At 53.6% G+C, this 24,694-nt stretch carries 22 protein-coding genes and 3 pseudogenes; 18 read left to right on the top strand and 7 right to left on the bottom strand.

Translation table 11 applies throughout. The features are described from left to right. Positions 1-315, top strand: a pseudogene (locus tag OGX92_RS23400) (IS1-like element IS1B family transposase); the annotation flags it as partial. 15 nt (positions 316-330) lie between these two features. Here OGX92_RS23400 and OGX92_RS23395 read toward each other — a convergent pair. Next, positions 331-519: pseudogene (locus OGX92_RS23395) on the bottom strand (dual-action ribosomal maturation protein DarP); the annotation flags it as partial. A gap of 95 nt (positions 520-614) precedes the next feature. Between OGX92_RS23395 and pmbA the strand changes: the two are divergent. The 11 genes from pmbA (at position 615) to OGX92_RS23340 (ending at position 10,231) form a co-directional block, all read left to right on the top strand. Next, a complete protein-coding gene (gene pmbA / locus OGX92_RS23390; protein WP_003830385.1) occupies positions 615-1,967 on the top strand; it encodes a metalloprotease PmbA in 1,353 nt (450 codons plus the stop codon). An 86-nt stretch (positions 1,968-2,053) separates the two neighbouring features. Further along, positions 2,054-2,440, top strand: a complete 387-nt coding sequence (cybC, locus tag OGX92_RS23385) for a cytochrome b562 (protein WP_003025756.1) — start codon at positions 2,054-2,056, stop codon at positions 2,438-2,440. A 331-nt stretch (positions 2,441-2,771) separates the two neighbouring features. After that, a complete protein-coding gene (locus tag OGX92_RS23380; protein ID WP_003025758.1) occupies positions 2,772-3,080 on the top strand; it encodes a glycine dehydrogenase in 309 nt (102 codons plus the stop codon). Between the two features lie 10 nt (positions 3,081-3,090). Next, complete coding sequence (locus OGX92_RS23375) at positions 3,091-3,453, top strand: SFCGS family glycine-rich protein (RefSeq protein WP_003830384.1); 363 nt, start codon at positions 3,091-3,093, stop codon at positions 3,451-3,453. A 2-nt stretch (positions 3,454-3,455) separates the two neighbouring features. Next, positions 3,456-3,755, top strand: coding sequence for a DUF4312 family protein (locus OGX92_RS23370; RefSeq protein WP_003830382.1), 300 nt, complete (start codon positions 3,456-3,458; stop codon positions 3,753-3,755). Between the two features lie 23 nt (positions 3,756-3,778). Next, a complete protein-coding gene (locus OGX92_RS23365) occupies positions 3,779-4,555 on the top strand; it encodes a DUF4311 domain-containing protein (RefSeq protein ID WP_193134938.1) in 777 nt (258 codons plus the stop codon). A gap of 11 nt (positions 4,556-4,566) precedes the next feature. Then, positions 4,567-5,211 (top strand): DUF4310 family protein, encoded by a 645-nt coding sequence (locus OGX92_RS23360; protein ID WP_003830379.1) that lies wholly within the window; start codon positions 4,567-4,569, stop codon positions 5,209-5,211. Positions 5,212-5,323: 112 nt separating this feature from the next. Next, the gene (locus tag OGX92_RS23355; RefSeq protein WP_003830377.1) at positions 5,324-6,457 is read left to right on the top strand and encodes an amidohydrolase/deacetylase family metallohydrolase; all 1,134 of its coding nucleotides are present in this window, start codon (positions 5,324-5,326) and stop codon (positions 6,455-6,457) included. Then, a complete protein-coding gene (locus OGX92_RS23350; RefSeq protein ID WP_032942188.1) occupies positions 6,441-7,559 on the top strand; it encodes a DgaE family pyridoxal phosphate-dependent ammonia lyase in 1,119 nt (372 codons plus the stop codon). The genes OGX92_RS23355 and OGX92_RS23350 overlap by 17 nt, the downstream gene beginning before the upstream one ends. After that, positions 7,556-8,296 carry a 2-dehydro-3-deoxy-phosphogluconate aldolase gene (gene dagF, locus OGX92_RS23345; protein WP_286587148.1) on the top strand — a complete coding sequence of 247 codons (741 nt, stop codon included), beginning with the start codon at positions 7,556-7,558 and terminating at the stop codon, positions 8,294-8,296. Before OGX92_RS23350 ends, dagF begins: the two co-directional genes overlap by 4 nt. A gap of 21 nt (positions 8,297-8,317) precedes the next feature. Beyond that, positions 8,318-10,231, top strand: coding sequence for a BglG family transcription antiterminator (locus tag OGX92_RS23340; RefSeq protein ID WP_126957084.1), 1,914 nt, complete (start codon positions 8,318-8,320; stop codon positions 10,229-10,231). A gap of 33 nt (positions 10,232-10,264) precedes the next feature. Here OGX92_RS23340 and nrdG read toward each other — a convergent pair whose 3' ends face one another. From nrdG to treR, 5 genes and pseudogenes are all read right to left on the bottom strand, one after another. After that, positions 10,265-10,729, bottom strand: a complete 465-nt coding sequence (gene nrdG, locus OGX92_RS23335) for an anaerobic ribonucleoside-triphosphate reductase-activating protein (RefSeq protein WP_003830365.1) — start codon at positions 10,727-10,729, stop codon at positions 10,265-10,267. A gap of 120 nt (positions 10,730-10,849) precedes the next feature. After that, positions 10,850-12,988, bottom strand: a complete 2,139-nt coding sequence (nrdD, locus tag OGX92_RS23330; protein ID WP_048236263.1) for an anaerobic ribonucleoside-triphosphate reductase — start codon at positions 12,986-12,988, stop codon at positions 10,850-10,852. A gap of 408 nt (positions 12,989-13,396) precedes the next feature. Then, the gene (gene treC, locus OGX92_RS23325) at positions 13,397-15,049 is read right to left on the bottom strand and encodes an alpha,alpha-phosphotrehalase (RefSeq protein WP_286587147.1); all 1,653 of its coding nucleotides are present in this window, start codon (positions 15,047-15,049) and stop codon (positions 13,397-13,399) included. Positions 15,050-15,098: 49 nt separating this feature from the next. Next, a pseudogene (treB, locus tag OGX92_RS23320) lies at positions 15,099-16,517 on the bottom strand (PTS trehalose transporter subunit IIBC). A 157-nt stretch (positions 16,518-16,674) separates the two neighbouring features. Continuing rightward, complete coding sequence (treR, locus tag OGX92_RS23315) at positions 16,675-17,622, bottom strand: trehalose operon repressor TreR (RefSeq protein WP_003830358.1); 948 nt, start codon at positions 17,620-17,622, stop codon at positions 16,675-16,677. An 11-nt stretch (positions 17,623-17,633) separates the two neighbouring features. Here treR and mgtL point away from each other — a divergent pair, with 11 nt between their 5' ends. From mgtL to OGX92_RS23290, 6 genes are all read left to right on the top strand, one after another. Continuing rightward, positions 17,634-17,867, top strand: a complete 234-nt coding sequence (gene mgtL / locus OGX92_RS23535; RefSeq protein WP_122973918.1) for a mgtA regulatory leader peptide MgtL — start codon at positions 17,634-17,636, stop codon at positions 17,865-17,867. Positions 17,868-18,011: 144 nt separating this feature from the next. Next, complete coding sequence (mgtA, locus tag OGX92_RS23310) at positions 18,012-20,720, top strand: magnesium-translocating P-type ATPase (protein ID WP_286587146.1); 2,709 nt, start codon at positions 18,012-18,014, stop codon at positions 20,718-20,720. Positions 20,721-21,095: 375 nt separating this feature from the next. Continuing rightward, positions 21,096-22,073, top strand: a complete 978-nt coding sequence (locus tag OGX92_RS23305; RefSeq protein WP_003830354.1) for a TRAP transporter substrate-binding protein — start codon at positions 21,096-21,098, stop codon at positions 22,071-22,073. Between the two features lie 62 nt (positions 22,074-22,135). Next, positions 22,136-22,645 carry a TRAP transporter small permease gene (locus OGX92_RS23300; RefSeq protein ID WP_003830352.1) on the top strand — a complete coding sequence of 170 codons (510 nt, stop codon included), beginning with the start codon at positions 22,136-22,138 and terminating at the stop codon, positions 22,643-22,645. Between the two features lie 30 nt (positions 22,646-22,675). After that, positions 22,676-23,962 (top strand): TRAP transporter large permease, encoded by a 1,287-nt coding sequence (locus tag OGX92_RS23295; protein ID WP_003830349.1) that lies wholly within the window; start codon positions 22,676-22,678, stop codon positions 23,960-23,962. A 191-nt stretch (positions 23,963-24,153) separates the two neighbouring features. Continuing rightward, positions 24,154-24,624 carry a hypothetical protein gene (locus OGX92_RS23290; RefSeq protein ID WP_286587145.1) on the top strand — a complete coding sequence of 157 codons (471 nt, stop codon included), beginning with the start codon at positions 24,154-24,156 and terminating at the stop codon, positions 24,622-24,624. Between the two features lie 10 nt (positions 24,625-24,634). Here OGX92_RS23290 and OGX92_RS23530 read toward each other — a convergent pair. Continuing rightward, on the bottom strand, positions 24,635-24,694 hold a 60-nt coding region (locus tag OGX92_RS23530; RefSeq protein ID WP_071528444.1), incomplete at its 5' end, for an IS1 family transposase.

Below are 24,694 nucleotides of genomic sequence, written 5' to 3'. Positions count from 1 at the left end.
GACAGGCTCCGGAAGACGGTTGTTGCGCACGTATTCGGTGAACGCACTATGGCGACGCTGGGGCGTCTTATGAGCCTGCTGTCACCCTTTGACGTGGTGATATGGATGACGGATGGCTGGCCGCTGTATGAATCCCGCCTGAAGGGAAAGCTGCACGTAATCAGCAAGCGATATACGCAGCGAATTGAGCGGCATAACCTGAATCTGAGGCAGCACCTGGCACGGCTGGGACGGAAGTCGCTGTCGTTCTCAAAATCGGTGGAGCTGCATGACAAAGTCATCGGGCATTATCTGAACATAAAACACTATCAATAAGTTGGAGTCATTACCTAAATCCGCATCGAGCGGGATTTTGTCCAGCGCGTTTTTCCCCAGTTTTACCAGTTCCACACCCAGGTGTTTTAACTCCTCGGCGTCACGTTTTATTTCACTTTTACTGACCCAGATAATTTCATCGTCTTCGTCTTCGATGTCATCACCGGGAACGTCGTCGAGCCAGTCTTCGGGCTGCTTAGTCATGTCAGGCTCCTTAAAAAAAGAGGCTAATGTTACCAGTTAAGATGCGCACTGAAAAACGGTTCTCTGTTAGACTTCAGAGAAACTCTCTCTACATTATGGCATTTGCGATGAAAGTAATCTCACAAGTTGAAGCGCAGCGTAAGATTCTGGAAGAAGCAGTCTCGACGGCACTGGAATTAGCGTCAGGTAAGTCGGATGGCGCGGAAGTCGCTGTGAGCAAGACCACGGGTATTAGCGTCAGCACCCGTTATGGTGAAGTGGAGAACGTCGAATTCAATAGCGATGGTGCACTGGGGATTACGGTTTACCATCAAAACCGTAAAGGCAGCGCATCGTCCACCGATTTAAGCCCGCAGGCGATTGCACGCACCGTGCAGGCCGCGCTGGACATTGCACGTTACACTTCGCCGGACCCGTGTGCGGGTGTGGCAGATAAAGAACTGCTGGCCTTTGATGCGCCCGATCTGGACCTGTTCCACCCGGCGGAAGTTTCCCCTGACGAAGCTATCGAACTGGCTGCCCGCGCTGAACAGGCGGCGTTGCAGGCCGATAAGCGTATCACCAACACCGAGGGCGGCAGCTTTAACAGCCACTATGGCATCAAAGTGTTTGGCAACAGCCACGGCATGCTGCAGGGCTACTGCTCCACGCGCCATTCCCTTTCCAGCTGCGTAATCGCAGAAGAAAATGGCGATATGGAGCGTGATTACGCCTACACCATTGGCCGGGCGATGGGCGATCTGCAAACGCCGGAGTGGGTGGGGGCTGACTGTGCTCGCCGTACCTTATCTCGCCTGTCTCCGCGTAAACTTTCCACCATGAAAGCACCAGTGATTTTCGCCAATGAAGTGGCGACCGGACTGTTCGGACACCTGGTTGGCGCGATTGCTGGTGGCTCGGTGTACCGCAAATCCACCTTCCTGCTCGACTCGCTGGGCAAGCAAATTCTGCCGGAATGGCTGACCATTGAAGAACATCCGCACCTGCTGAAAGGGCTGGCGTCGTCGCCGTTCGACAGCGAAGGCGTACGGACCGAACGCCGCGACATTATTAAAGACGGCGTGCTGACTCAGTGGCTGCTGACCAACTATTCCGCACGTAAGCTGGGGCTGAAGAGCACCGGTCATGCAGGCGGGATCCACAACTGGCGAATTCCGGGACAGGGTCTAAGCTTCGAGCAGTTGCTTAAAGAGATGGGCACAGGTCTTGTGGTTACCGAGCTGATGGGACAGGGCGTAAGCGGCATTACCGGCGATTACTCGCGCGGCGCGGCGGGCTTCTGGGTCGAAAACGGTGAAATTCAGTACCCGGTGAGTGAAATTACCATCGCCGGTAACTTAAAAGAGATGTGGCGTAATATCGTCACCGTCGGCAACGATATTGAAACGCGCAGTAATATTCAGTGTGGTTCGGTCCTGTTGCCGGAGATGAAGATCGCCGGGCAATAATATCCGTCATACTTCAAGCTGTGGCGTGAATTATTGAGGGTATCTGGCGTTTGTTTATTTTTGAATAATAAAAAAGGAAGTGAGCAATGCGTAAACACCTGTTAGCGATCGTCGCAGCTTCAACGCTGGTTCTTGGTTCTTCTGCGTTTGCAGCCGATCTTGAAGACGATATGGGGATCCTCAACGACAACCTGAAAATCGTCGAAAAAACGGATAATGCGACTGAACTGAAAGATGCGTTAACCAAAATGCGTGCAGCCGCGCTGGACGCGCAAAAGGGAACGCCGCCGAAGCTGGAAAACAAATCCCCGGACAGCCCGGAGATGAAGGATTTCCGCCACGGCTTTGACACGCTGATCGGTCAGATCGACGGTGCGTTGAAGCTGGCGAACGAAGGTAAAGTTAAAGAGGCGAAAGCCGTTGCGGAAGAGCTGAAAACTACGCGCAACGAAAACCACAAGAAGTTCCGCTAATCTGCGCTATCCGGCCTGCATACCCGTAGGTCGGATAAAACCCCCGCTACTGCACGTCCCATAAGTAAACGCTATCCCCATCACATTTTTTCATTTTTATCGTCCATTCATTGTTCGCACTTCCTTCCATTTTTCTGCTCGCTCTTGCGATCTCAATCACATTCTTCCAGTGATAAATCGTGGTTCCAGCCCTTTTTGCGGCACAGATCACTATCGCTGCACACCTTTCCACTTCGAAGTGGAAAACAACTCGCTACAAACTCATAACCTCCGTCGCTAATTTACCCTCAGAGACATTAACGGGGTAAGACGAGTGAATAACGGAGCTGTAATGAATGACATGGGGGAATCGGTGGAACTGGCCGACCGCATGCTGGCGCAGGTGTATGCCTTGCTGCGTGAACGCAACATTATTCCCAACGCCGTACAGGAACAGATGCTGACGTCGCATGTTCGCGCCATGGCGCACCGCTCGGTAACGGGTGAACCCTTACCAGAGGTCGATGCCAGCTTGTTTGATGAAATATCTGCCGAATCAATGGCGCTTGCCCGCGACGTGGTCGCCGAGTTTGGCAATCTTCCTGAGGAAGAGGCCTGGCTGCTGTCGGTGCACTTCGAAGTCGCGAAAGACAACCTTTAAGGAGCAAAAGATGGAACAGATTACCGTAGTGATTGGCGATCGTCTGGGTAAAGGCCAGAAAGTGGCGGCAGGCGTAGAGAAAGCGGGTGGCCGTGCCGTTGTGGTGCCGGGCGTTGCAGCAGATATGAAGCTGGGTGACGTGATGAAAGCGGAAAACGCCACCTTTGGTATCTCGTTTTGTGGCAGCGGTGGTGCGGGTGCGATTACCGCGCAGACCAAATACGGCTACAAGGCGAAATACGGCATGCGCTCGGTCGATGAAGGGGTAACCGCCATCAACGAAGGGTGCAACGTACTGGGATTCGGCTTTATGGATAAAGAAGAGCTCGGCGAGCGCCTGGTGCAGGCGTGGCAAAAGAAACACGGCGCTTAAGCATGAAAGAGCAATTCACCACCACGGTGAGAGTCACGGGTAAGGGCGAGACTAAAGCTCGCGCCTTTGCCGATGCCCTGAACCACGTTCAGGCTGCGGTGATGAAAGCGTCGCCGCATATCTTACTGCGTATTGAGCCACAGGATGTGCAGGTTGTTCAAGCGCATGAATCGGTGCGTAAAGAGGCGTTTTTATTCCTCTTTTTGCGCCGGGAAAGACGCACTTTCAGCGTGGAGCTGGACGTGACCGTCAACGTGACTGCCATCAATCTCGACAAGGTGGATTTCGTTACGCAACGCTGATTTTTCTATTAAAAGGCATAATTATGTTCCTGATAATTTTAATAAAATCGCTCATCATCGGCGCATTGGTTGGCGTTGGTGTCGGCGCTGGGGCTGCACGCATGTTTCATGCGCCTACCACTCAAGGGATGGGCGCGTTTCGTACTCTGGGAGAACTGAATTCCTGCGAAGGAGATCCAGCTTCTCACTTCTCGTTCGGCCTGGGCTTCTTCTTTAATGCCTGGGCTTCCTCCGTTGCGGCGGGGGCGTTCACGCAGGACGTCGACCATCGCATCATCCCCAACTGGGGCGCCGCCGCGCTGATGATTAAAAATCGTAACGTCAGTGAAACGCTGCACGACCCCAAACGCATGGCAATTGCCTGCGGCGTTATCGGGATGATCGTAGTGACCTTCCTGAACCTCACCGCATCATCCGTACCGGAAGCGTTGCAGGTTACCGCCGTCAAGGTGCTGGTGCCCGCGGCTAACCTGCTGGTTAACACCGTGATGCCAGTAATCTTCTGGCTGGCGGCGATCGACGCCGGTAAGAAATCTGGCTTCTGGGCCACCGTTTTTGGCGGCGCGGCGCAGCTGATCATGGGTAACGCCGTTCCGGGTCTGGTGCTCGGCATTCTGATCGGCAAAGGTGTTGAAGAGAGCGGCTGGAACCACGTCACGAAAGTGATGATGGTGGCTATCGTCGCGCTGTTTGTCCTGAGCGGCTTCTTCCGTGGCTTCGACATGAAGATGATCGAATCCTTCCATCTGACCGTGCCTAACTGGCTCGAACTTATCCACAACTCGCTCAGCGGCAAATAACGGAGGTCATCATGGAACAGAATAAAGGTTTTTGGTTCGCTGACTGGTCGTTCCCGATCTTCGTGGGCCTGCTCTCCTCTGGCGTATTTGCCGGAACACACATGTACTACCTGTACGGTATTGGCGCATTTAACGAAGTGGCTTTTGTGGCGATGCTGAAGGCGGGAATGGATACCGGCTCCTACGGGGCGGTGGCGGCATTTGGCGCAAGCTTCCTGTTTGCCCGCATCATTGAAGGTTCGCTGGTGGGGATTTTGGACATCGGCGGGGCGATTCAGACCGGGGTCGGATTAGGTGTTCCGGCGCTGCTGCTGGGCGCGGGCATTATCTTCCCGGTCGCCAACTTCGCCGCCTCGCTGGTCACCGGTCTGGTGATTGGTCTGGCGATTGGCTACATCATCATTCTGGCGCGTAAGTTCACCATCAACCAGAGCGACTCGACCTACGGTGCGGACGTCATGATGGGGGCCGGTAACGCCTCCGGCCGCTTCCTCGGACCGTTGATTATCCTTAGCGCGATGACGGCTTCTATTCCTATCGGAATCGGTTCTCTGGCGGGCGCACTGCTGTTTTATCTGTGGCAAAAACCGATTACCGGCGGGGCGATCCTCGGCGCAATGATCCTCGGGTCCATCTTCCCGATTGCTATTAGCTGATGGTGTGTCGTTGTAGGCCGGATAAGGCGCAGCCGCCATCCGGCAATGACGCCTGATGGCGCTGCGCCTTATCAGGCCTACACGACCGCCCCCATTTCAACAGGAGAGAGACATGTTTGATTTACTCCTGCGCCGTGCGCGCCTCGTTGACGATACGGTGAGCGATATTGCGCTCAAAGACGGCAAGATCGCGGCGTTGGGTGACGTTGATGGTCCGGCGCTGAAAACCATCGAGCTGGGCGGTGAGTGCTACGTCAGCGCAGGCTGGATTGACTCCCACGTTCATTGCTACCCGAAATCCCCGATTTATCACGACCAGCCGGATAGCGTCGGTATTGCGACCGGCGTCACTACCGTGGTGGATGCGGGCAGCACCGGGGCGGATGACATCGACGATTTTTACACCCTGACCCGGGAAGCTGCGACCGAAGTGTACGCGTTGCTGAATATCTCCCGCGTGGGGCTTATCGCCCAGAACGAGCTGGCCAACATGGCCAATATTGACGCTGATGCGGTGCGAGAGGCGGTGAAACGCCACCCTGATTTTATCGTCGGTCTGAAGGCACGTATGAGCAGCAGCGTAGTCGGTGAAAATGGCATCACGCCGCTGGATCGCGCCAAAGCGATGCAAGCACAGAACGGCGACCTGCCGCTGATGGTGCATATCGGCAACAACCCGCCGAATCTCGATGATATCGCTGAGCGCCTGAGCGCGGGTGACATCATTACCCACTGTTACAACGGTAAGCCGAATCGCATTCTGACGCCGCAAGGCGAGCTGCGGGCGTCAGTGACGCGGGCGATTTCACGTGGCGTGCGTCTGGACGTTGGGCATGGCACCGCCAGCCTGAGCTTTGCGGTGGCAAAACGCGCGATCGGCCTGGGCATTTTGCCGCACACCATCAGCTCCGATATTTATTGCCGCAACCGTATCAGCGGCCCGGTACATTCCCTGGCGAATGTGATGTCGAAATTCCTCGCCATTGGGATGTCGCTTCCGCAGGTCATTGAATGCGTTACCGCCAATGCCGCCGATGGTCTGCGCCTGAAACAGAAGGGGCGGCTGCAGGTCGGTCTGGATGCCGATTTAACCCTCTTTACGCTTAAGCGCCAGCCAACCGTGCTGGTAGATGCAGAAAACGACAGCCTGCAGGCTGAACAACTGCTGGTGCCGCTTGCCGCAATACGTGCGGGCAAGGGCTATATGACCGAACAAGGGAGCGCGGAACATGCCTTCGATTTTTGAGAAATACGATTTAAAACAGGTGATTAATACCTCCGGCCGCATGACGGCGCTTGGCGTCTCCACGCCGCGACCAGAAGTGGTTGAAGCCGCGATGGCGGGGATGAACCAATATTTCGAGATGAAAGACCTGGTCAATAAAACAGGCGACTACATCGCGAAATTACTGGAAGTGGAAGGGGCAACGGTTGTCTCTTGCGCCTCGGCCGGGATCGCCCTGTCGGTGGCTGGCGTATTGGTTAAAGATAGCGACTGGCTGCTGGAGAACCTGCACGTCACGCCCATTGAAAACAACGAAATCGTGCTGCCCAGAGGTCACAACGTCAACTTTGGCGCTCCGGTAGGCACCATGGTGGCGCTTGGCGGCGGCAAGTTAGTGGAAGCCGGTTATGCCAACGAATGTTCCGCGGCGCAGCTGGCGGCGGCCATTACACCGCGTACGGCGGCCATTCTGTATATCAAATCTCACCATTGCGTCCAGAAAAGTATGCTCAGCGTGGAGCAGGCCGCGGTGGTGGCGCGTACGCATAATCTGCCGTTGATCGTGGACGCGGCGGCGGAAGAGGATTTGCAGTGCTACTACCGGGTTGGTGCAGATCTGGTGATTTATAGTGGCGCCAAGGCGATAGAAGGACCAACCAGCGGTCTGGTGATAGGTAAAACCCAGTACGTTGAGTGGGTGAAGCGCCAGACGGCGGGAATTGGCCGGGCGATGAAGGTGGGCAAAGAGGGAATTCTTGGACTGACCTGCGCCATCGAACTGTATTTGAACGCGCAGAAAGAGAGCGGCGCGGAGATGGTCGAGAAAATGACGCCGTTCATTAATGCCTTGAACCAGCTTAACGGCGTGAGCGCCCGCGTGGTGTGGGATAGTGCAGGGCGTGACATCGCCCGCACGGAAATTAAGTTTGATGAAGCGGTAACCGGGATCGCCACGGGGGAACTGGTCGACGCGCTGAAACAGGGGGAGTACGCGATTTACTTCCGTGGTTACAAAGCCAATGAAGGCATTATCGAAGCCGATGTGCGCAGTGTCGATCGCGCGCAGCTGGAGATTGTGGCCCGTCGAATTGGTGAAGTGATTTCGCAGGAGAAAAACGCATGAAACTGACCCCTAACTTTTATCGCGACCGCGTCTGCCTGAACGTGCTGGCAGGCTCCAAAGAAAATGCCCGGGATATTTACGCGGCGGCGGAAGGACACGTGCTGGTTGGCGTGTTGTCAAAAAATTACCCGGATGTCGCAAGCGCGGTAGCGGATATGCGTGAATACGCGGCCCTTATCGACAATGCGCTCTCCGTGGGGCTGGGGGCGGGCGATCCTAACCAGTCGGCGATGGTCAGTGAAATCTCCCGTCAGGTGCAGCCCCAGCATGTTAATCAGGTCTTTACCGGCGTGGCCACCAGTCGCGTGCTGCTGGGCCAGCAGGAGACAGTGGTCAACGGTCTGGTCTCGCCAACCGGCACGCCGGGCAAGGTGAAAATCTCCACAGGTCCGTTGAGCAGCCAGACGCCGGACGGTATTGTACCGGTAGAAACCGCGATTGCGCTGCTCAAAGATATGGGCGGTAGCTCAATTAAATACTTCCCGATGGGCGGCCTGAAATGCCGTGACGAGTACATTGCGGTCGCGCAGGCCTGCGCCCGTCATGACTTCTGGCTGGAGCCAACCGGCGGTATCGATCTGGATAATTTCACTGAAATCCTGCAAATTGCCCTCGATGCCGGAGTGAGTAAAATCATTCCTCACATCTATAGTTCGATTATTGATAAGGTGAGTGGTAACACTCGTCCGGACGACGTACACCAGCTGATGGCGATGACCCGGGCCTGCGTAGGCTAACTGACTGATGAGGAAACTGACGTGCGATTCCCCAACCAACGTTTAGCACAGCTGTTTGACATGTTGCAAAACGAAGCGCTTCCGCAGGACGAGCTGGCGCAGCGGTTGTCGGTTTCCACACGCACCGTACGGGCGGATATCACCGCGCTAAACGCGCTGCTCACCCAGTACGGCGCACAGTTTGTCCTCAGCCGGGGTAATGGTTATCAGCTCAAAATTGACGACCCGGCAAGCTTTCACACCCTGCAAACGCAGCAGCCCAATACGTTGCTGCGCATCCCACGCACCAGCCAGGAACGGATACACTGGCTGGTGGTGCGTTTTCTGACATCGGCTTTCTCGCTGAAGCTGGAAGATTTGGCTGATGAATGGTTTATCAGCCGCGCGACGCTGCAAAACGATATGGCTGAGGTGCGCGAGCATCTGCAACGTTATCATCTGACGCTGGAAACGCGTCCCCGTCACGGCATGAAGCTGTTCGGCAGCGAAATGGCGATCCGCGCCTGTTTGACCGATCTGCTGTGGACGCTGGCGCAGCAGGATCCGCAGCATCCGTTAGTGACGCAAGAAGCGCTGAATGCGGGGCTCCCTGAACAGTTGCAACCCGTTTTGCAGGACATTTTTGCCCGTTTCCATATTCGTCTGACCGATGAGGGCGAGCTGTTTTTACGCTTGTACTGCGCGGTGGCGGTACGGCGGATTAGCGAAGGATATCCACTCCCGGATTTTGCCGCAGAAGAGGCCGATCAATCGGTGTGCCTGGCCACGCGGGAAATCGCGGCGGTATTGCACCGCCTGGCAGACAAACCGCTTTCCGTTTCCGAAGAAAACTGGCTACAGGTGCATATTGCTGCCCGCCAGGTACAAGAGATCGCGCCCAGTGCTATCAATGCGGATGATGATGAAGCGTTGGTCAATTACATCCTGCGTTTTATCAACAGCCAGTACAACTACAACCTGTTGAATGACAAACAGTTACATGCTGACCTGCTGACGCATATTAAGACGATGATCACCCGGGTGCGTTACCAGATAATGATCCCCAATCCGCTGCTGGAAAATATTAAACAGCACTACCCCATGGCGTGGGACATGACGCTGGCCGCCGTCTCGGGATGGGGAAAATATACGCCGTACACCATCAGTGAAAATGAGATTGGCTTCCTTGTGCTGCATATTGGCGTCGGGCTGGAGCGTAGTTACAACATCGGTTACCAGAGACAGCCGAAGGTTCTGCTGGTATGCGATGCCGGAAATGCGATGGCGCGGATGATTGAAGCGGTACTGGCGCGTAAGTATCCGCAGATAGAGATCGTCGATACCGTAACGCTTCGCGACTACGAACAGCGGGAAAGCATCAGCGAAGATTTTGTCATCTCTACCGCGCGGATTGCTGAAAAAGATAAACCGGTGGTGATGATTGCGCCGTTCCCTACCGATTATCAACTGGAACAAATTGGCAAACTGGTGCTGGTCGACAGAACCCGTCCGTGGATGTTGAACAAATTCTTCGATGCCGCCCATTTTCGTGTGATCGACGAGCCAATGGATCAACAAACGTTGTTCAAAACCTTATGCCGTCAGTTGCAGGATGAAGGTTTTGTCGACGCGGAGTTTCTTGATTCGGTGGTGGAACGTGAGGCCATCGTCAGCACCATGCTGGGTGACAGCATTGCCTTGCCGCACGCCCTCGGTCTGCTGGCCAAGAAAACGGTGGTCTACACCATCCTCGCCCCGCAGGGTATCGCCTGGGGCGATGAAACGGCCCACGTGATCTTCTTGCTCGCCATCAGCAAGAGTGAATATGAAGAGGCGATGGCTATCTACGATATCTTCGTCACCTTCCTGCGCGAACGCGCGATGACGCGGCTCTGCGCGTGCCGTAATTTCACCGAGTTCAAAGCGGTTGCCATGGAGTGTGTGAGCCGTTTTTGAGAGGCGGAAAACAGAATATTTACCGCCTGGAAATTAACGCAAATGATGTACAACCTGGTTGCTGCTGCCGCGCCAGATCAGTGCCGGGTCTTTAAGATCCTGCACAAATTTACCATCGACCAGCACGTTGATGAGATCCACCACCTGCATTTGTGCGGCGTTGAGTTCATCAAGCTTGTAGCCGGTCCACACCCAGATATCTTTCCCCGGACACTCAGCGTGAATACGCTGTACCAGTTGCAGGATATCCGGCACGTTTTGCGGATGCAGCGGATCGCCGCCGGACAGCGAAATACCCTGGTGAGGGATTCGCGTGTCGTTCAGATCGGCAATGATCTTGTCTTCCATCTCTTTGGTAAACGGCTGGCCGGAATTGAGTCGCCAGGTGCTTTTGTTATAGCAGCCAGGGCATTCATGCACGCATCCCGACACAAACAGGGTGCAGCGAGTGCCGGGGCCGTTAACGATATCGACGGGATAGTATTGATGGTAGCGCATAGCGGGTGTCCAGAAAGCATGTAGGCCGGATAAGGTGCTTGCACCGCATCCGGCAACATTGTGATGCCTGATGACGACGCGATTGCGTCTTATCAGGCCTACGGCCTTTGCAAACGGAAATTAACCTATCTGCCCATTACCTAAATGCTTAACGCGGCGCTTCACTTCTTCCTGCTTACCGGCGTTAAACGGACGAGCGTCCGGGCTGCCTAAATAACCGCATACGCGGCGGGTGACCGACACGCGTGCGGCGTCGTGGTTACCACATTTCGGGCAGGTAAAGCCTTTGCTGGTGCACTCGAACTCACCGGTAAAGCCGCACTCGTAGCATTCATCGATTGGCGTGTTGGTCCCGTAATACGGCACGTGCTGATAGCTGTAATCCCAGACGTCTTCCAGTGCTTTCAGGTTGTGCTGAATGTTCGGGTACTCGCCGTAGCAAATGAAGCCTCCGTTCGCCAGCGGCGGGTACGGCGCTTCAAAATCGATCTTGTCGTACGGGTTAACCTTTTTCTCCACGTCGAGGTGGAAGCTGTTGGTGTAGTAACCTTTGTCGGTAACACCCGGCACCACGCCAAACTCGGCGGTATCCAGACGGCAGAAACGATCGCACAGGTTTTCACTTGGCGTACTGTACAGACTAAAGCCGTAGCCGGTTTCGTCTTTCCACTGATCGACCGCCTGACGCAGACGTTCCACAATGGCGATAGCTTTAGCGCGAAGCTGCTCGCTGTCGTACAAGTGTTTGTCGCCAAACAGCGCGTTGATGGTTTCGTGAATGCCGATGTAACCCAGAGAAATCGACGCGCGGCCGTTTTTAAAGATTTCAGACACGTCATCGTCTGCTTTCAGACGCACGCCGCAGGCCCCTTCCATATACAGGATCGGTGCAACGCGGGCCTTCACGCCTTCCAGACGCGCAATGCGGGTCATCAGCGCTTTACGCGCCAGGAGCAGACGGTCGTCGAGCAGTTTCCAGAAGGTGGCTTCATCGCCATGAGCTTCCAGCGCGATACGCGGCAGGTTAAGGCTGATAACGCCGAGATTGTTACGGCCATCGTGGACCTGTTCGCCGTTCTCGTTTTCCCATACGCCCAGGAAACTGCGGCAGCCCATCGGCGTTTTGAACGAGCCGGTCACTTTAACCACCTGATCGTAGTTCAGGATGTCCGGATACATACGCTTGCTCGCGCACTCCAGCGCCAGCTGCTTGATGTCATAGTTCGGATCGCCAAACTTGTGGTTCAGACCGTCACGAATCGCAAACACCAGTTTCGGGAACACGGCGGTTTTACGATTTTTACCCAGGCCGGCAATGCGGTTACGCAGAATGGACTGCTGGATCAAACGCGATTCCCAGCTGGTTCCCAGGCCGAAACCGAAGGTAACGAACGGCGTCTGACCGTTGGCGGTATGCAGGGTATTCACTTCATACTCAAGGGACTGGAATGCGTCGTAGCACTCTTTCTCGGTACGGGAATGCGCATAACCGTCGGCATCTGGGATCTGCCACTCTTCAGCGGTTTTGCGATGCTTATTAAAGCTCTCGGTCACGAACGGTGCGAGAACTTCGTCAATACGGTTAATGGTGGTACCGCCATAAATATGGCTGGCAACCTGCGCGATAATTTGCGCGGTGACGGCCGTCGCGGTGGAGATGGATTTTGGCGGCTCAATCTCCGCGTTACCCATCTTAAAGCCCTGCGTCAGCATACCTTTCAGGTCGATCAGCATGCAGTTAAACATTGGGAAGAACGGAGAGTAGTCGAGATCGTGATAGTGAATATCACCACGCTCGTGCGCTTGGACGACATCACGCGGCAGCAGGTGTTGACGCGCATAGTGTTTGGCGACGATACCGGCCAGCAGATCGCGCTGGGTCGGGATCACTTTGCTGTCTTTGTTGGCGTTTTCGTTCAGCAGAGCAGAGTTGGTTTGCTCAACCAGACCACGAATTTCCTGGTTCAGACGGCCACGTTTTTCACGCTGTATATCACGGTCGTGGCGATATTCGATGTACGCACGGGCGAGTTGTTTGTACGGACCAGACATCAGCTGGTTTTCTACCGCTGTCTGGATCTCGTTGATATCGACCTGGCTGCGCTCATTCATCTGGCTACTAACGACTTCTGCGACGGTGGCACAGTAATCTGCGTCATCGACTCCCGCTGCTTTAGCTGCACGCAGAATGGCTTCTTTGATGCGCTCTGATTTAAACGGCACTTTACAGCCATCTCGTTTCATCACATGCGGTGTCATGATCACTCCATATTTATAAGAACAGGTTATCCACAGAGGTTGGAGAAGCGGCCATGGCTTTATTCATCTATCTGGCCAATGACTTCCCGCAATCCTGACCCACTTTATCCACAATTCCACCGTTAAACGGTGCACTGTAGTTGTAGCAATTGTAGTCGATTAATACAACATATTGGGTCGGCGTGCATTTTAAGTTCTATATGTAGTGATTTGCATCAAGGATGTTTACGATTTATTTGATGTAGCGCAAAGTAAAAATCGGAGCGTACAGATGACGGGCAGTACAGCGATTGTAAATTGTGGGCAGAAAATTCTGATTAATTATTCAACAAAAACAGGAAGCTAAGCTAAGCGTATATAGCAACGCCCGGTAGCGCTATGCGTACCGGGCCTGAACATAATTGCAAGCTATTTTTGCAACCACCAGACGGCCTCAAAAGGACGCAGTGTCATGTCCCCAGGTTGGCTGGCAACCTCGGCATAGTTGTGCATCAGCACCTGCCAGTTTCCGTCGGTCTGGGCTGGCTGCCAGCTCTGGAAGGTATCGCTCAGATTGGCAATGACCAGCAGCCGCTGCCCTTGCCACTCTCGTTGATAGCACCACAGATGCGGGCTGTCCGGTAGCAGATCCTGGTAGTCGCCCCAGGTGATAACCGGCTCCGCTTTGCGCAAGGCGATCAGCTTCTGATAGGTGTAGAACACCGAGTCGGCATCGTTCAGTGCTGCCGCCACGTTAATGTCTGCTGCGTTGTCACACAGATTGATCCATGGCTCGCCGCGGGTGAAGCCCGCGTGTTTGCTGGCATCCCATTGCATCGGCGTGCGGCTGTTATCGCGTGATTTACTGGCGAGGATCGCCAGCAGTTCTTGCGCATCGCGTCCCTGGCCGTTCAACTCGGCAAACATGTTATGGCTTTCCACATCGCGATAATCGGTAATCTGGCGGAAGTGCGGGTTGGTCATACCGATCTCTTCACCCTGGTAGATATAGGGGGTGCCCTGCATGCCATGCAGCACCATCGCCAGCATTTTGGCCGACGGAACGCGGTATTTACCTTCATCGCCAAAACGCGACACGATGCGCGGCTGATCGTGGTTACACCAGAATAATGCGTTCCAGGCCTGATTGTGCATGCCCTGCTGCCAGTGGCGGAACAGGGTTTTCAGCGCCATATAGTCGGGTTTTGCTAACGTCCACTTCTCGCCGTTGGGGTAATCCACTTTCAGGTGGTGGAAGTTAAAGGTCATCGACAGTTCGCTACCATCTTGTGCGGCGTACTGCTGGCAATGTTCCAACGTGGTGGATGACATTTCGCCGACCGTCATCAGGTTGCGTGGGGTAAAAACATCGCGGTTCATCTCACGCAAAAATTCATGCGCGCGTGGGCCGTCGGTATATAAACGCCGTCCATCGCCGTCGGGATCGTTCGGGAAGTCCTGGTCTTTAGAGATAAGATTCACCACGTCGAGGCGCAGTCCGTCCACGCCGCGATCGGCCCAGAACTCGCAGACTTTTTTTAGCTCGGCGCGGACCGCCGGGTTTTCCCAATTCAGGTCGGCTTGCTCCGGAGCAAAGAGGTGCAAATAGTACTGCTCGCTTTCGGCGTGCCAGTCCCAGGCGTTGCCGCCAAACTTGGAACGCCAGTTATTCGGCGGGCAGTCTGGCGTGCCGTCGCGCCAGAGATAAAACTGACGATACGGGCTGTCTTTATCCAGCGCTTCACGAAACCAGGCGTGCTGGGTTGAGGTGTGGTTAAACACCATGTCGAGAATAATACGGATGCCGCGTGCTTTCGCCTGTACCACCAGTTCGTCAAAGTCTTCCAGCGTGCCGTAGGCCGGATCGACAGACGTGTAGTCTGCGACGTCGTAACCGTTATCAACCTGCGGCGAAATATAGAACGGCGTCAGCCAGATGGCATCAACGCCCAGCTTTTGCAGATAGTCGAGGCGCTGCGTCACGCCGCGTAAATCTCCGGTGCCGCTGCCGGTGGTGTCCTGAAAACTCTTGGGGTAAACCTGATAGATAACGCCGTTTTGCCACCAGTGGGGAATATTCATGGTTGTTTCCTGGAAATACGCTGGGGCGCAACTGCGCCCCGAAGAAAAGTTAGACAATCTGTAATGTGCCCAGACGGTGTTTACGCTGGTAAACGAATGAGGTCAGTACCATTGGGATGACAATCGCAATGACCATCGCCATGCCAAAGACCTGCCAGTAAGTCGGCTGGATGGAGAGGATGCCCGGCAAACCGCCGACGCCAATCCCGTTCGCCAGCACACCGTTCAGGCCGCACAGCAGTCCGGCGAGACCGGAACCGATCATCGCGCACAGCATCGGGAAGCGGTATTTCAGGTTGATCCCATACATCGCTGGTTCGGTTACCCCGAGATAAGCGGAGATCGCGGCAGGAACGGAAATTTCACGTTCGTTGTGTTTGCGACTGGAGATAATGATCCCGACCACCGCAGAGGCCTGAGCGATATTCGACAGTGCGATCAGTGGTCATACCGGCGTGCCGCCCATGCTCTGAATCATCTGCATGTCGATAGCCAGCGTGGTCTGATGCACACCGGTGATCACCAGCGGGGCGTACAGGAATCCGAACAGCGCCGCGCCGATCGGGGCAAAGCTGCCGGTCAGCAGATGACGGACCGCAAACGCGACACCGTCGCCAATCATGCGGCCAAATGGACCGATAAAGGCATGCGCAAGGAATACCGCAAGGATCAGCGAGCACACCGGGACGATCACCAGATACAGGTAATCCGGGACGATGCGCTTCATGCGTGTTTCAATAAACCCGAGCGCCAGCCCGGCCAACAGTGCCGGAATGACCTGCGCCTGGTAGCCCACTTTCTCAATGCTGAACAGGCCGAAGTTCCACACGTCCGGCACCTGCTGACCGAGCAAATAGGCGTTCATCAGTTGCGGAGAAACCAGGGTCACGCCCAGCACAATACCGAGGATCGGCGTACCGCCCATTTTCTTCACCGCCGACCAACAAATCCCGACCGGCAAATAGAAGAAGATCGCTTCGCCAATCAGCCACAGGAAGTCATAGAGGGTTTTCAGCGAAGGATGCATCTGCGCCAGCGTCTGCCCGTTACTCATGGGCAGATCGCCGATCACGTTACGGAAACCTAAGATCAGGCCGCCGCTAATCAGCGCTGGCAGCAGCGGGAAGAAGATCTCCGCGAAGTGAGAAATCAGCTGCTCGTGCCACTTCATGTTCTGCCGCGCCGCTTTCTTTGCCTGCTCTTTGTCGGCACTGGCTTGTCCGGTGGTCGCCAACAGCGCTTTGTAGTAATCGCCCACCTCGGTGCCAATTACCACCTGAAATTGCCCGGCGTTGGTGAAGCAGCCTTTGACCATTGGCAACAATTCGATCTCTTTCGGCCTGGCGTTCGCAGGCTGATTCAGCACAAAACGCAGGCGAGTAATGCAGTGGCTCACCGTAGCGATATTGTCGCGCCCGCCAACCAGCTCAATCAGCCGGTCGATGTCTGCTTGTTTTATTTTGCTCATGATGGTGTGTGTTCCCCGTAGACCGGAAAAGACGCTGTTGCGTCGTCATTCGGCAACTCTCTCGTTGTTGACGCCAGAGTATATCTTCAATGAATTTTTAAAAATGGGAACGTTCCCTAAACGCAGCGAAGATCACAAATTAATGCTCAGAAAGCGATCAGGAGAGGGTGGAAGGAATAACGATTTGTCGTGGTTCGCTACGGCCGTTGATCTGTTCGATCAGCTGCGAGGCCGCTTGTCGCCCGGCTTCGGCGTATCCTGGATCGACGGTGATAATTTCCGGATGGAGGAATTTCATCAGCGGCGTGCTGCCCACGCTTGCCAACTGCAGGTTCTCTATTCGCTGCTCCTGCAAGTATTTGCTGACGCCAAGGGCAAGGGTATCCGTCGCACAGACTAAGGCGGTGGTTTCCGGGGTGATGACGTTGGCGGCCTGTTCATAGCCCTGCTTCATGGCCAGACCAGGTAGCGCTGCCACAGGATGCAGTTTATGTTTTTTACAGAATGCCAGGTAGGCCTCATGGCGGCGTTTACCAGTGGTCACATCGCTATGCGGAACACCAAGAAAGCTAATATGGCGATGCTCGCGTTCGTATAAACGCTGCATCAGGGTACGAATGGCACCCTCATCGTCATAGCAGACGGAGGCAAAGCCTTTTGCATCTCTTGCCAGCAGCACCAGAGAATCCTGCCAGGAGGCGAGCATGGTTTCAGTAATGCCGGTAAAACCGAACAGCACCACGCCATCAATGTTACGGCGTCTGAGCATGCCGAGATGTTCTTCAACCAGCTCGGGCGAGAACTGGCTTTCCATCATGATCGGATCGTAGCCCTGTTCATAAAAGGCGGGCAACATGGTCTGCACGGCGAGATTTTCCGAAAGCGAGTCCAGACGCGTGACGATAATCGCCACCACCTTGTCGCTTTGTCCGCGCATGGCGCGTGCGGAGCGGGAAGGGGAAAAACCGTGCTGATTCATCACCGCCTCAACGCGTTCGCGGGTACGTTCACTCACGCCGCTTTCATTGTTGAGCACACGGGAAACGGTTGATTTTCCCACACCGCTTAAGCGGGCGATGTCTTTAATGGTCAGCCGATTTTGCATCCTGTTTTCCCATGTTGCGTGTGAAGTTATGCCAAATAGAGAATAACTTTACTCAAGCACAGTGCAATGGGCAAAGTCTGGTATATGTTTGGTTTAGTTTCCATGGTTTATCATACCGCCATAATTGCCACAAACCTTATGGTTTTCTGCGTATAATCCGCAGCGCAAATCATTCACTTACCGGAGGCTATATGGATCCCGATCCCACCCCTCTCCCGAGATGGAGAAACAACCCTTTCCGGTAAGCTTGTCTTTCACTGTCTTACCGGAACTGTAAGACAGTGACGTTCTGACGTCCCTGTTGTGATTTTAATATTGCCACCAGGCAAGGCTTTGCCACGCCTGAAGGATTTACTGCGCCTGTTTATACTGGTGCAGAGGGACTGCCTATGTTCAAAAATATAACCCGCCAGCTGTTTGCCCGGCTAAACCGCCATTTACCGCATCGTCTGGTGCATCGTGATCCATTGCCGAATGCTCAGACCGTTGCCAGCACGCCGATCCCGCCATCGCTGAGCGAACATTGCCTGAAAATGGCGCTGATGGACGAAGAAGCGCTGTGGAAAACGTTCGGCGCTCATCCGGAAGGCTTAAACGCCACAGAAGTCGAAAACGCCCGTGAAATACATGGCGAGAACCAGTTGCCGGCGCAGAAGCCGTCGCCCTGGTGGGTGCATCTGTGGGTCTGCTATCGCAACCCGTTTAATATACTGCTGACCATTCTCGGGGCGATTTCCTATGCCACCGAAGATCTGTTTGCCGCTGGGGTCATCGCCCTGATGGTCGTCATCTCTACGCTGCTGAATTTTGTGCAAGAGGCGCGTTCCACCAAAGCGGCTGATGCGCTGAAAGCGATGGTCAGCAACACCGCCACGGTGCTGCGCGTTATCAACGAGAAAGGGGAGAACGGCTGGGTTGAACTGCCGATCGACCAGTTGGTTCCCGGCGATGTCATCAAGCTGGCGGCAGGGGATATGATCCCAGCCGATTTGCGCGTGGTGCAGGCTCGTGACCTGTTCGTGGCCCAGGCTTCGCTGACCGGTGAATCGCTGCCGGTGGAGAAAGTGGCAACCAGTCGCGATCCGCAGCAGAGCAACCCGCTGGAATGCGATACCCTGTGCTTTATGGGCACCAACGTAGTGAGCGGCACGGCGCAGGCCATTGTGATTTCAACCGGCGCCAATACCTGGTTCGGGCAACTGGCAGGCCGCGTCAGCGAGCAGGAAAGCGAGCAGAATGCCTTCCAGAAAGGGATCAGCCGCGTCAGCATGCTGCTGATCCGCTTTATGCTGGTGATGGCGCCCATCGTGCTTATCATCAACGGCTACACTAAAGGCGACTGGTGGGAAGCGGCGCTGTTTGCCCTGTCTGTGGCGGTGGGACTGACACCGGAAATGCTGCCGATGATCGTCACCTCAACGCTGGCGCGTGGGGCGGTGAAGCTGTCAAAACAAAAGGTTATTGTTAAACACCTCGACGCTATCCAGAACTTTGGCGCGATGGATATCCTGTGCACCGATAAAACCGGCACCCTGACTCAGGATAAAATTGTACTTGAGAATCATACGGATATCTCTGGAAAGCCCAGCGAACATGTCCTGCATTCTGCGTGGCTGAACAGCCATTATCAGACCGGGCTGAAGAATCTGCTGGATACGGCGGTGCTGGAAGGCGTGGACGAAGAATCAGCCCGCCAGCTCTCGACTCGCTGGCAGAAAATCGATGAGATCCCGTTTGATTTTGAACGTCGCCGCATGTCGGTAGTGGTGGCAGAAGAAACCGATATACACCAACTGGTCTGTAAAGGGGCGCTACAGGAGATCCTCAACGTCTGTACCCAGGTGCGTCACAACGGTGAGATAGTCCCGTTAGATGACAACATGCTGCGTCGGGTGAAACGCGTCACGGACACGCTGAACCGCCAGGGGCTGCGCGTGGTGGCGGTGGCGACGAAATACCTGCCAGCGCGTGAAGGTGATTATCAGCGTATTGATGAATCAGATCTGATCCTCGAAGGCTATATTGCGTTCCTCGATCCGCCGAAAGAGACCACCGCACCTGCGCTTAAAGCGCTGAAAGCCAGCGGTATTACGGTGAAAATCCTCACTGGCGATAGCGAATTGGTGGCGGCGAAAGTGTGTCATGAAGTGGGCCTGGATGCGGGTGATGTGGTTATCGGTAGCAGCATTGAAGGGTTAAGCGATGATGAGCTGGCTCGGCTTGCTCAGCGCACCACGCTGTTTGCCCGTCTGACGCCAATGCACAAAGAGCGCATTGTCACGCTGCTCAAGCGCGAAGGCCATGTGGTCGGCTTTATGGGCGATGGTATAAACGATGCCCCGGCGCTGCGCGCGGCGGACATTGGTATCTCCGTTGACGGCGCGGTAGATATTGCACGTGAAGCGGCGGATATCATTCTGCTGGAAAAGAGCCTGATGGTGCTGGAAGAAGGGGTGATCGAAGGACGCCGTACCTTCTCTAACATGCTGAAGTACATCAAAATGACGGCCAGTTCGAACTTCGGTAACGTGTTTAGCGTGCTGGTGGCGAGCGCCTTCTTACCGTTCCTGCCGATGTTACCGCTGCACTTACTGATTCAGAACCTGCTGTACGATGTATCCCAGGTAGCGATTCCGTTTGATAACGTCGACGAAGAGCAGATCAAAAAGCCGCAGCGCTGGAATCCCAGCGAATTGGGCCGCTTTATGATCTTCTTTGGACCGATCAGCTCGATCTTCGATATTCTGACCTTTTGCCTGATGTGGTTCGTCTTCCATGCCAATACGCCTGAACATCAGACGTTGTTCCAGTCTGGCTGGTTCGTGGTGGGCCTGCTGTCGCAAACGTTGATTGTGCATATGATCCGTACCCGTCGCGTGCCGTTCATCCAGAGCCGCGCCGCATGGCCGCTGATGCTGATGACGCTGGTGGTAATGGTGGTGGGCATTGCATTACCGTTATCGCCGCTGGCCAGCTACCTGCAATTGCAGGCGCTGCCGCTGAGCTACTTCCCATGGCTGATTGCGATTCTGGCGGGTTACATGACATTAACCCAGCTTGTGAAAGGTTTTTATAGCCGTCGCTACGGCTGGCAGTAATCCTCAACGTCTCTGCAGGATGGTGTTAATACCATCCTGCATTTCTCTTTTTCATTCGAAAGATATTCTCCCAAAATATTAGTGTTTTATTTTTATTGAAATGCTAACGGGTGTTATTAGTATCAAATCGCCTTCTTTGCGTTGTTTTTGTATCAATAAAACGATCTGCATTGCAAAAATGAAACAGTGTGCTAAAAATTTTAAGCATCTGCGATTTTTTGTGAACACAGTCATCGAAATAAATTGTTACACCAGTTAGTCTGCGCAGGTAACGTCGTTAAGAAAGTTTCTCGCTGCCCGTTTTTAATTCCGGCAGTCATTTGCTCTGCAAGCTATTCCTGTTAATGGATATTATGAACTTCTGGAGAAGGACAAATGAAACTGACAAAAAACCTGTTAAGTCTGTGTATTGGCGCGTCTGTATTCCTGGCGAGTCATGCAACGCTGGCACAAACTTTTCGCGCCGCAGATGTGCATCCGGCTGATTACCCGAACGTTGTTGCTGTCAAACATATGGGGGAAAAACTTAGCGCTGCGACCGACGGCCGTCTGGAGATTAAAACCTTTCCAGGTGGCGTGTTAGGCGATGAAAAACAGATGATTGAACAGGCGCAATTAGGCGCTATCGATATTATTCGTGTCTCAATGACGCCTGTTGCCGCCATTCTCCCTGAAATTAACGTGTTTACCCTGCCATATATTTTCCGCGATGAGGACCATCTGCATAAGGTTCTCGATGGCATGATCGGTCAGGAAATTGGCGACCGTCTGACGGCCAATACCAAATCGCGGCTGGTGTTTCTCGGTTGGATGGATGCCGGCACGCGTAACCTGATCACCAAAAATCCGGTGGTGAAACCGGAAGATTTACACGGTATGAAAATCCGCGTTCAAGGAAGTCCGATAGCGCTGGATACCCTGAAAGCGATGGGCGCTAACTCCGTTGTCATGGGCGTCAGTGAAGTATTTAGCGGCATGCAGACCGGCGTTATTGATGGCACGGAAAATAACCCGCCAACGTTTGTTGCGCATAACTATTTGCCGGTCGTGAAAAACTATACCTGGAGCAAACACTTTATTATTCCTGAGCTTTTTCTGTTTTCGAAAGCTAAATGGGATAAGTTGAAAAAAGAGGATCAGGATCTCATTATTAAACTCGCCAAGGAAGCACAGATAGAGCAACGAAAACTTTGGCATGATTATAATGCGAAATCACTGGAGACCATGAAAGCCAACGGCGTTCAGTTCCACGATATTGATACGGACTATTTCTATAAAGCCACGCAGTCAGTGCGGGATAATTACGGTAAAGACCACCAGGATTTGATCAAACGTATTCAGGATGTGAAGTAATTCATCAGGTGGAGGATATCAACCCTCCGCCTGAATCTTTTGATTAATTCGAGGTGATAATTATGGGTGAATGCTATTCATCGGTAATGGATTTTCTTTATCGGGTGTCAATGTGGATTGCCGGTATCGCATTATTGGTCATGGTCGCCATTATCCCCATTGGCATATTCGCGCGTTATATTCTGAATAACGCCCTGTCATGGCCTGAACCCGTCGCTATTCTCTGTATGGTGACATTCACCTTTATTGGCGCGGCGGTGAGCTATCGTGCAGGCTCGCATATCGCGGTGAGCATGGTGACTGACCGTCTGGGGGATGCTTCCCGCCGTTATTGCTCGGTAATCGCAGACGTTATGTTGGTGGCGATAAGCCTGTTTATCCTCTGGTACGGAACCAATCTCTGTCTTGAACTGTGGGACCAGCCCGTGGCGGAATTCCCGCTTTTAAGCGCCGGGCAAAACTATCTTCCGTTGCCAATTGGCTCTGCCATAACGCTGCTGTTTATCGCAGAAAAGATTTTCCGTGGACCGCAGTACCAACGTCCCGTTGTCATGCTGGGATCGACCAGCTAGTTACCGCCCCCATTTCAGAAAGGAAAGCAGATGGATGCATTTATTCTCGTCTTTACGCTCGGCATTATGCTGGCGATTGGGGTACCGGTAGCGTACGCAGTTGGCATTAGCGCCATCATTGGGGCCTGGTACATAGATATTCCGCTGGAAGCGGTAATGATCCAACTGACCAGTGGGGTGAATAAGTTTTCGCTGCTGGCGATCCCATTCTTTATTCTGGCCGGGGCTATTATGGCCGAAGGGGGAATTGCGCGGCGACTGGTGAACTTTGCCTATATTTTTGTTGGTTTTATCCGCGGCGGACTGTCGCTGGTAAATATTGTGGCATCAACCTTTTTTGGCGCTATTTCCGGATCGTCCGTGGCGGATACCGCGTCCATCGGTTCGGTAATGATCCCGGAGATGGATAAAAAAGGTTATCCGCGTGACTTTGCCGCAGCGGTAACGGCCAGCGGTTCGGTGCAGGCGATTCTTACGCCGCCCAGCCATAACTCGGTTATCTACTCGCTGGCAACCGGTGGCACGGTGTCGATTGCCGCGCTGTTCATCGCCGGGATCCTGCCGGGGCTGCTGTTAAGCCTCAGCCTGATGGTGATGTGTGTGGCGTTCGCGCACAAGCGCGGTTATCCAAAAGGAGAACGTGTACCGTTTCGCCAGGCGCTGAAGATTTTCGTCGATACGCTGTGGGGCCTGATGACCGTTGTGATCATCATGGGCGGTATCCTGTCAGGTATCTTTACTGCAACGGAGTCTGCGGCAATTGCCTGCCTGTGGGCCTTCTTTGTCACCATGTTTATCTATCGTGACTATAAATGGTCTGAGCTGCCGAAGCTGATGTTCCGCACGGTGAAAACGGTCACTATCGTCATGATCCTGATAGGCTTTGCCGCTGCGTTCGGTGCCGTCATGACCTATATGCAGTTGCCGATGCGTATCACTGAAGCCTTCACCAGCATCTCGGACAACAAATACGTCATCCTGATGTGTATTAACATCATGCTGCTGCTGATCGGTACGCTGATGGATATGGCACCGCTGATCCTCATTCTGACGCCGGTTCTGCTGCCGGTGACCAACGCGCTCGGCATTGATCCGGTTCATTTTGGCATGATCATGCTGGTGAACTTAGGGATCGGCCTGATTACGCCGCCGGTAGGGTCGGTGCTGTTTGTGGCCAGTGCGGTGAGTAAACAGAAAATAGAGCAGGTGGTGAAGGCGATGCTGCCGTTTTACCTCGTGCTGTTCCTGGTGCTGATGCTCGTGACATACATTCCGGCGATTTCGCTGTTCCTGCCGAAACTATTTGGTGTGATGTGATAAATGCCCGGTGGCGCTCGCGCTTACCGGGCCTACCTAAATTCATTCCGGGCTTCCATGCCCGTTTTTTTGTGTTTCACCCAATACAGCTAAATATTTTCTGAATTATGGCATTGCCAGTGTCTTCCAACAGAATACGCTAGATTATAAATGTTAAAATCTTGTCATGTTAATCATTCTCAGGAGGCATTATGAACGCTTATATATTGGGGAGAGAGGAACCTGAATATAGTATTGATGTTGGAAGTGGTGAATGGTGCAGCGCGGGGCATTTTTCAGATCAATTTTATTATTATAAATATTACCTGGAGCGGTTGATTGATGGGAGCTTATATTTAAAGTATCGATATCCTTTTGCACGAGAAAATTTACTGCACTATTTGCAAAATACGGGTGAAGACATACATATTAACTTAACTGATATGATGGGGAAATCAGCCCAGTTAAGGGATAATTATGTGCAATTATTGGATGCAGCAAAGAGTTTTTGTAAAACATTGCCGCCAGGTCAGCATGATTTTACTTCTGCGCATGTTAATACTGATGATTTTATTTCTAGCGATCCAGACTTGTTTTATGCTATAGGAGGTTATCAATACTGGGGCAAAGGTCGAGTGCAAATTACCGAAGATAAGTATAAAAATACAATGAGCAATGGGTAATGACTCCAACTTATTGATAGTGTTTTATGTTCAGATAATGCCCGATGACTTTGTCATGCAGCTCCACCGA

The sequence above is a fragment of the Citrobacter sp. Cpo089 genome (assembly GCF_030332695.1).
In the GTDB taxonomy this organism is placed as follows: Bacteria; Pseudomonadota; Gammaproteobacteria; order Enterobacterales; family Enterobacteriaceae; genus Citrobacter; species Citrobacter portucalensis.
The sequence above is the reverse complement of the archived record's forward strand: the minus strand, read 5'-3'. Positions and strand labels throughout refer to the sequence as shown.